Source organism: Romboutsia sp., assembly GCF_056995035.1.
This window is the reverse complement of sequence record NZ_JBXKIW010000088.1, coordinates 1-6474: the sequence shown is the minus strand read 5'-3', so window position 1 is coordinate 6474 and position 6474 is coordinate 1. Positions and strand designations below refer to the sequence as shown.

The 6474-nt window shown below is 27.9% G+C and carries 6 protein-coding genes; 2 read left to right on the top strand and 4 right to left on the bottom strand.

Annotated elements, in window-relative coordinates:
• Positions 1-117: 117 nt before the first annotated feature.
• From AC11VW_RS14175 to AC11VW_RS14165, 3 genes are all read right to left on the bottom strand, one after another.
• A complete protein-coding gene (locus AC11VW_RS14175; RefSeq protein ID WP_484302081.1) occupies positions 118-690 on the bottom strand; it encodes a hypothetical protein in 573 nt (190 codons plus the stop codon).
• Between the two features lie 147 nt (positions 691-837).
• Complete coding sequence (locus AC11VW_RS14170; RefSeq protein ID WP_484302080.1) at positions 838-1395, bottom strand: TVP38/TMEM64 family protein; 558 nt, start codon at positions 1393-1395, stop codon at positions 838-840.
• Between the two features lie 34 nt (positions 1396-1429).
• Complete coding sequence (locus AC11VW_RS14165) at positions 1430-2083, bottom strand: protein kinase family protein (RefSeq protein ID WP_484302079.1); 654 nt, start codon at positions 2081-2083, stop codon at positions 1430-1432.
• Between the two features lie 291 nt (positions 2084-2374).
• On the opposite strand from AC11VW_RS14165, the gene AC11VW_RS14160 reads away from it, so the two are divergent.
• Together AC11VW_RS14160 and AC11VW_RS14155 are read left to right on the top strand one after the other, a co-directional pair.
• Complete coding sequence (locus tag AC11VW_RS14160; RefSeq protein WP_484302078.1) at positions 2375-4036, top strand: glutamine--tRNA ligase/YqeY domain fusion protein; 1662 nt, start codon at positions 2375-2377, stop codon at positions 4034-4036.
• Between the two features lie 212 nt (positions 4037-4248).
• The gene (locus AC11VW_RS14155; RefSeq protein WP_484302077.1) at positions 4249-4671 is read left to right on the top strand and encodes a hypothetical protein; all 423 of its coding nucleotides are present in this window, start codon (positions 4249-4251) and stop codon (positions 4669-4671) included.
• A gap of 262 nt (positions 4672-4933) precedes the next feature.
• On the opposite strand, the gene AC11VW_RS14150 is transcribed toward AC11VW_RS14155, so the two are convergent.
• A partial coding sequence (locus AC11VW_RS14150) for a type IV secretory system conjugative DNA transfer family protein (protein WP_484302076.1) occupies positions 4934-6474 on the bottom strand: 1541 nt, incomplete at its 5' end.

Sequence of the window (6474 nt, the reverse complement as noted above, 5' to 3'; positions counted from 1 at the left end):
TATGTTTGAATAAATTTTTTCATTTAATACCCCTTCCAATCTAAATAGTTATTACTATCATTATATCCATATATTTACAAAAACAAAATACCTCTTATTTAAATAAGAGGTATTTTCTTATGCATTTACTGTGTTTACTACATTTCCTACATATAATGGTTCTCGTGTAGTATATTTTGATAATAAACCTTCGTATTCTAATGTAAGACATCCTAAATTATAAAAATCATTAGGAATTGTCTCATATGAAGGTTTATTTATAATTTCAACTCCACTTTTTTGTAACATGTCTGCCACAAAATGAGAACATACATATTTATATTCTTTTTCTCTGGGTCTATCTACAGTTAAATATATCAGTGCTTTGACATCATAATCATATTCATTTCTATTTTTACTAACTTCCATTATATTTTCATATATTTTTTCATATTGTAAGTCTGTAACATCTAATGAGTACACCCTACACATAGTATTTTTCCTGATAGCATACAATCCTTCATTTATATTTTCTTCCACAAACCCTGCAAAAAGAGGAGTTTTAGGATTTAATCTTCCAAATGAATACATTGGCTTTAATTCTGGATTTAAAGCTATTGATACGTGCGCGTATGGGGTTTTGCTTATATTTCTTATAAGATAAGATAATACGGTTCCAGTATACGTTGTTACTATATATATCTTTTTCATATTTTCTCCCCCTTAATTTAAAAACCTAATTAGGTACAACTAGAATATTTTAGCACATAATTTAATATATTTCAAATAATAAAATTAATTTTTTTATATTTTTATTTTTAACTTCTACTTTATGAATCTTATTATTTATATGCTGTCCTATTTATGAATCTTATTATTTATATGCTGTCCTACTATCCAAGATGCTAATATTGCTAATGAAAAAACCACGATTTTTATTGGCTGAGAAAAAAAGTGATTAATATCCTCCCCCACATAACTTATAAGTAAAAACATTACAAATTTCCCACACACCATACCTGATACAAATGTCTTTAAATCTAATCCACTAAATCCAGATGCTACTGTTATTAAAAAATCTGGAATAAATGGACATGCATAAGATATAAATATACTATTAAATCCTTGTTTTTTTATCCATCTTATTATTTTATTTAATTTTTCACTATCTTGATATCGTTTGAAAAACGGCGATTTTGAAAATTTATTAGCCAAATAATAAAGTAATACCGAAGCAGCACTAGACCCTATCCAAGATACTAAAAATCCCATCCACATGCCAAGCACAAAAGCATTAGCAACTACTATTGCAAGTAGTGGTAGTACAGGTAGAAAAGTTTCTACTGCTATTATTATAAATGCTGCTATAATAGCTAATATCTTATAATCTGCTAATGAATATAATACTTGTTCCATAACTAACTTCTCCTAAATTTATGTCATTTGTTCTCTATTGTTGTTTTACATTAACATTATATTTTGATATAAAATCTATAAGATTATTAACTTCTAATTGTAAATCTAGTATAATATCTTTTTCTTTTATATTTACGTCATTAAGTGTCATTGGATAAGTGTATTTTTTATCTACTATTATAATATTATCTTGTACTACAAATGGCATATATTTTTGGTAAGCTTGTAGCTTTTTACTTACAGTTTTATTATTTATTTTTATTTTTCCTAATTTAAAATGTGTTAATTTAATATTTAAATTATTATCAACTACACTAGGGTTTAAGTCAGCCTCTATCTGACTATCTATAAATCCTAGTATTTTATAAGGAGAAATAACCCTTATAGCATTGTTATTTACGTCTATATAAACATTTTTGAAATCTTCTATATTATATTCTGTCATTACTGTATAAACGACATTTTTAAACGCTTCGCCTGACATAGATATTTTCCCTTGTAATCTAAGTGGATTTTTAAGTACTTCTACATGATCTATAAAAGAACCCGTTAATAATTCTTCACTAGTTATAAGTCTACCTTCTACTATATCAATTTTTTCACTTGGCATTAAAGCATAATATATACCAGATAACGTTACTCCTAAAATAATAATAATACTTGTCATTATCTTTGAAATCTTTGTCATAAAATCACCTCTTTAAAATATCGCTAATTTAATTATATACCTATTATTAGTAATGTATTTATTAAATATTATTAATTTCTAATTATATTTTTGCTAGTTATCATTATAAAATCTAGGAGTTTGTATAATACTGATAAATATATAATTTTTGCTAATATTTTATTTTTAAATAATTATATCTTTATTTTTTTCCAATATTAGATTAAAATTAATAGTATGGATTATAGTATCTTTATATGTTATAAAGAATATGCTATACAGAAAAATTTAATTAATTGAGAGGTATTATATATGTCAAATGAAAATAATTCATCTAACTTTATAAAAAATATTATTATAAATGATTTAGATACAGGAAAGCATGACAGTATCATAACTCGTTTTCCACCTGAACCAAATGGATACTTACATATCGGTCATGCCAAAAGTATTTGTCTTAACTTCGGTTTAGCTCAAGAGTTTAAAGGTAAGGTTAACTTAAGATTTGATGATACAAACCCTGTTAAAGAAGATGTAGAATATGTAAATTCTATAAAAGAAGATGTAAAGTGGTTAGGATTTGATTGGAATAACCTATACTTTGCATCAGATTACTTTGATGAAATGTATAACAGAGCTATACTTTTAATAAAAAAAGGTAAAGCTTATGTATGTGAATTAACTCAAGATGAAATAAGAGAATATCGTGGTACTTTAATAGAGCCTGGTAAAGATAGTCCATATAGAAATAGATCTATCGAAGAAAACTTAGAGTTATTTGAAAAAATGAAAAACGGAGAATTTAAAGATGGAGAAAAAGTTTTAAGAGCGAAAATTGATATGTCTTCTCCTAATATTAACTTTAGAGATCCAATAATATATAGAATAGCTCACTCAACTCATCACAATACAGGTGATAAGTGGTGTGTATACCCTATGTATGCCTTTGCTCATCCTCTAGAAGATGCTATAGAAGGTATAACTCACTCTATATGCACTCTTGAGTTTGCTGACCAAAGACCACTTTATGATTGGTTCGTTAGAGAATGTGAAATGGAATGTATTCCAAGACAAATAGAGTTCGCAAGACTTAATCTTACAAACACTGTTATGAGTAAAAGAAAATTAAAGGAACTTGTTGATGAAGGTATAGCTGATGGATGGGATGATCCTCGTATGCCTACTATATCTGGATTTAGACGTAGAGGATATACATCCGAAGCTATACGTAACTTCTGTCGTGAAATAGGTGTAGCCAAAGCTGATTCTAAAGTAGATAGTCAAATGTTAGACTTCTTCGTAAGAGAAGATTTACAAGTAAAAGCTCCTCTTGCTATGGCTGTTGTAAAGCCACTTAAGTTAGTTATAACAAACTACCCTGAGAATGAAATTGAAATGATAGAATTAGAAAATAATGCAAAAGATGAAACTAAAGGAACTAGATTAGTACCATTTGGTAGAGAATTATACATAGAACAAGATGACTTCATGGAGGAACCTGTAAATAAATACTTCAGATTATTCCCTGGAAATGAAGTTCGTTTAAAAGGTGCTTATTTTGTTAAATGTAATGATGTTATAAAAGATGAAAACGGAAACGTAGTTGAAGTTCACTGTACTTATGACTCTGAAACAAAGAGTGGTTCAGGATTTACTGCTCGTAAAGTAAAAGCAACTATACATTGGGTTGAAGCTAAAACTGCCCTTCCTTGCGAATTCAGATTGTATGAGCCATTAATACTTGATGATGCTCCTGAAAACGAAGGAAAGCACTTCTTAGAACAAATAAACCCTAATTCAATAGAGATAGTACAAGGTTTTACTGAACCTACTCAACTTAAAGATGCAAAATCTTTAGATAAGTTCCAATTCGTAAGAAATGGATTCTTTAGTATTGATGGTAAACACACAACAGAAGAAAAATTAGTGTTTAACCGAGTAGTTCCTCTTAAGAGTTCTTTTAAAGCAAAATAAACGTTGAAATTTAAATAACTATACACGTTTTATCTTAATAAATGTCAGTTTAATGTCAGTTTAGTATTTAAAAACTAATTTATCCACAAGTTATCCACAAAGGGGCTAGAGTAAAATCTAGTCCCTTAATTTATTATGTTGTACTAGCTAATATTCTTAGCTACAATTAAAGGTGATACTAAAAATTTTAAGTAATAAGGAGATAATTTATTATGGGAATATTTGATTTTTTTAAGAATACTAAAAATCATAAAACAACAAAGTATAATTCATGTAATGAAATACAACCTATTTTAGACTTTTCAGGATTTAATTATCCAATAAAATATAATACAACTAATCCGTCTAAACTTTTTGATGTAAATGATTTAGAAAAAGAATTCTTTAACTATTTACATCTAAATTTAACATCTAAAGAAAATATTAAAATTAGCTTAACAAGAATGTATAATGGAGAATTAAGTGTTTATTATTCAGGTTCCCCTATAGGTAGGATAAAGCTTCAAGGAAGAAAATATCACATGCAAATACTACTCAACTTATATGATTTTGAATCAATTGAAGGGGCGATTGATGATTTTATCCCTAGGATTGATGATTGGATTAATTATATCAGAGTACATTTAAAGTCTTAATTAGTATATAGAAACAGTTAAATGACTGCTACAATTTAATATACTAAATTATGTAAAATTTAATTTTTATGGAAGGACATGCAACTTTTACTATATGCTTTGCATATGCTATAACATGCATAGCGAATATGTAGCAAGTGAAACGCAGTGAGCTTGACGGAATATGAGTGAAGTGGTTATGTTAGCCTTAGCAACCTAGGCAGGGTATACCCATTTATAAATATGTATCAAAATTAATAGGAGAGTGTAATCTCTCCTATTTTTATGCTATATTTTGTTTTATTTCGTTCTCAATGTTAATTTTAAGTTCCGGTGGAAGGTTTGTTATTAACGCTTTATATCCATCAGCAGACTTTATTAGATGAAGAGCAGTAAATCTTTTTAAGTTAAGTAAATCATCTATACAATAACCATGAACTGAAAATTCCTCTTCCAAGGCTTGAAATGCTTTCTTATCTACTCCACTTATTAAAGTATAAGTAGTATTAGCTCCTTTAAGTGATGCTAAAGCTTCTTTAGATAGACCCTCTAAATTATGAAGTGTAAGAACATATTTTAATCCGAATTTAGCACTTTGTAAAAATGTTTTAGTTAATATTTTTTGAGCTGTAGGAACTTGGAATATTTCATCAATTACAACAGTAACTCGGCTTGGGTATTTATACATACCACCTCTTATTTTAGTAGCTAACCATATTTTTTGAATAAAGAATGTTGTTAAAACATCCTTTGATGCTTCATCGTCAAAATCTTTATCTCTCATTCTTATAATAACAACCTTTCCTTCATCCATTGCTTTTACAAAATCTATATTATCTGTAGGATCTTTTGAAAACATAGCATCTATTACATCATTTTCTCTAAAGAGATCTATTCTGTCTATTATTCCTTCTATCTTATTGTCTTTAGTTCCACATACAATTGATGGATTATCTTTAGTTTCTTTGCTCCGATCATCTAGTTCCTTCAAAGATATTATACTATCCTCTAACAACTCTTTTAGTTCTTTACTTAAGTTATTTATAAACTCATGTCTAACTGTGTGGAGTTGTAATATTCTTAGGATATCTTTCATGCTAGAAGAATTAAAACAGAAAGCAACTCTAGCTGCAGCACCTAAATATTTTCGCATTTTAGGTGCTAATTGCTTATCATCACTGTTCATTATATTAATTAATTCAAGTATATTACTTGTTTTTCTCCTAGATATTTTAGAAATCTCATACGCTTTCATATCTGGACTTATTTTAAGTTCATTATAAGTCATAGCCTGAATGCATTTAAATACAGATAAATCTATATCTATAAGTCTATCAGGAGGAGTAATATATCTTATCGCATCTGCAAATTCTGTATTTTTAATAAAGTCAGGTATTATAAGCCCCTCACCTGCATCAATCTTATTTTTACACATATTTATCGTTGCAGTTGTTTTACCGCTTCTACTACCTCCCATAACTACATGAGGAAGTGATTGTAAGTCTTTATCATTATTTAGATATACTTTGTCTTTACTATCTTTATATTTTATAGGTCCTAAACTTACAATGCCTTGTTTAAGCTCCTCTGGAACTGGATTTTCTTTAGTTTCAATGTGGTTTATGTTTCCATATTGATTTATAAGCTCTGCTCCTGCTACTGCTATAAAGTTATTGCATTCTTCTGCAGATGTATAATTAACCTCTACATTATCTATTTGCACTAAGTCTTTATTTATATTTTTCTTAATTTCTTTATACACTAATTCATTATCATCGTTTATGCTCTTGAAACTGTTACAAGTAGCTATAGCTAGTTGTTTTT